The 2071-nt window shown below is 37.9% G+C and carries 1 protein-coding gene; it reads left to right on the top strand.

The window, feature by feature from the left end; translation table 11 throughout:
- The first annotated feature begins 516 nt into the window (after positions 1 to 516).
- Entirely contained in the window at positions 517 to 1983 is a 1467-nt protein-coding gene (gene guaB, locus ACI4WO_RS05750) for an IMP dehydrogenase (RefSeq protein WP_439806609.1), read from the top strand.
- Positions 1984 to 2071: the final 88 nt, after the last annotated feature.

A 2071-nucleotide genomic window follows, 5' to 3' on the forward strand; every position in this document is an offset into this window, starting at 1 on the left:
AAGCCCTAAAAGCTGCACTCATCTTGATGGGAGCTTTCTTAAAATAAATGTTTCCTTTCAAATAAATTGTCGAGCCTTATTTATAAGAACTCATAAAATTAAGTTACGTCTGAAACTACTTGCCTTTTAAGTCGAGAATAATTAGTTCAGAAGCAAAATGACGGATAAAGTTTTTTCTTTGTTTTACTTTCTTTTCACATGAAAAGAAAGTAATTAAGCATTTCTTTGTTACTTTCTTGATGCTTCAAGAAAGTAAATAACAAAAAAATTTGGATACGCTTTTATAAAGCGAATATCTGTAAAGAAATATACGATAAAAAATTCTTTGTTACTTTCTTGATGCTTCAGGAAAGTAAGGAAATCTATAAAAGTAAGATTAAAAAAGTCGAAAAAGGTCTTGACAAATTGCTAAAAAAATAGTATCATTATAAGAAATAGTATAAATAATAAATGTAAGTCAGCTTTAATTTTTTTGAAAAAATTTAGCTGCTTTCTTCATATATTAAGGAGGATTTTATGCTGAATGATAATAAATTTGCAAAAGAGGGGTTAACTTTTGATGATGTTCTTCTGATTCCGGGAAAATCAGATGTAACACCTAATATGATTAATCTGGAGTCAAGACTGGCTGGTAATATTGTCCTGAAAACTCCGATTATGACTGCTGCTATGGATACAGTAACAGAGGCTAAAATGGCTATCGCTATCGCCAGAGAAGGCGGTATAGGAATAATCCACAAAAACATGACTATTGAACAGCAGGCAGATGAGGTCGACAAGGTAAAACGCTCTGAAAACGGCGTTATTGTAAATCCGTTTTCTCTTACTGCTGACAGATATGTTTACGATGCGGACGAGCTTATGGGTAAATATAAAATTTCCGGAGTCCCTATTGTTGACGGAACCGGCAAGCTCGTTGGTATCATTACAAACAGAGATATGCGCTTTATAGCCGATTACAATACTAAAATAGGAGATGTAATGACTAAGGATAATCTTATTACTGCTCCTATCGGTACAACTCTTGAACAGGCTCAGGAAATTCTTCGTGCTCATAAAATTGAAAAGCTTCCCCTTGTTGATGAAAATGGTTATCTTAAAGGTCTTATTACTATTAAGGATATCGAAAAAGCTATTCAGTATCCTAATTCTGCAAGAGATAAAAGCGGTCGTCTTCTTTGCGGTGCGGCAATCGGTGTAACTTCTGATGTACTTGAAAGAGCCAGTGCATTAATTGATGCTCAGGCGGATGTTCTGGTACTGGATTCTGCACATGGTCATTCAAAAAATATTATGGAATGTGTTAAAAAGGTTAAGGCGGCTTTCCCAAATACTCCTGTTATTGCAGGAAATATTGCAACTGCTGAAGCTGCTGAGGATCTTATCGCTGCCGGTGCAGACTGCTTAAAGGTTGGTATCGGTCCTGGTTCTATCTGTACAACTCGTGTTGTTGCAGGTATCGGTGTTCCTCAGATTACTGCGGTTTATGATGTCGCTAAAGTCGCTCAGAAGCATAATATTCCTGTTATTGCAGACGGTGGTATTAAATATTCAGGCGATATTGTAAAGGCTCTCGCAGCCGGTGCAAATGTGGTTATGCTGGGTTCTCTTCTTGCTGGCTGTGAAGAGGCTCCGGGTGATACTGAAATTTTCCAGGGACGTTCATTTAAGGTCTACAGAGGTATGGGCAGCTTAGGCGCTATGGCTTGTGGCTCTAAGGACAGATACTTCCAGGAAGGTGCTAAAAAGCTTGTCCCTGAAGGCGTTGAAGGACGTGTTCCGTTTAAAGGTTCTGTTGCAGATACTATATTCCAACTTGTGGGCGGTATCAGATCTGGTATGGGTTACTGCGGATGCGTTGATATTCCGACTCTTCATGAACGTTCACAGTTCGTAAGAATTACAGGTGCGGGTCTTAAGGAAAGCCATCCTCATGATATTTATATCACTAAGGAAGCTCCTAACTACTCTGCACAGATTTAAAATTTAAAAATCCCCTGATCACAAATCAGGGGATTTCAGACTGTAGAAAAACCCCATATTCGATGCCGAATATGGGGTAAAATTTTAA

Source organism: Porcipelethomonas sp. (genome assembly GCF_051893655.1).
Lineage (GTDB): Bacteria > Bacillota > Clostridia > Oscillospirales > Ruminococcaceae > Porcipelethomonas.

Bases quoted from the DNA above. Each gene is read 5' to 3' on its own strand.
- guaB (WP_439806609.1), top strand. From the start codon at position 517: ATGCTGAATGATAATAAATTTGCAAAAGAGGGGTTAACTTTTGATGAT.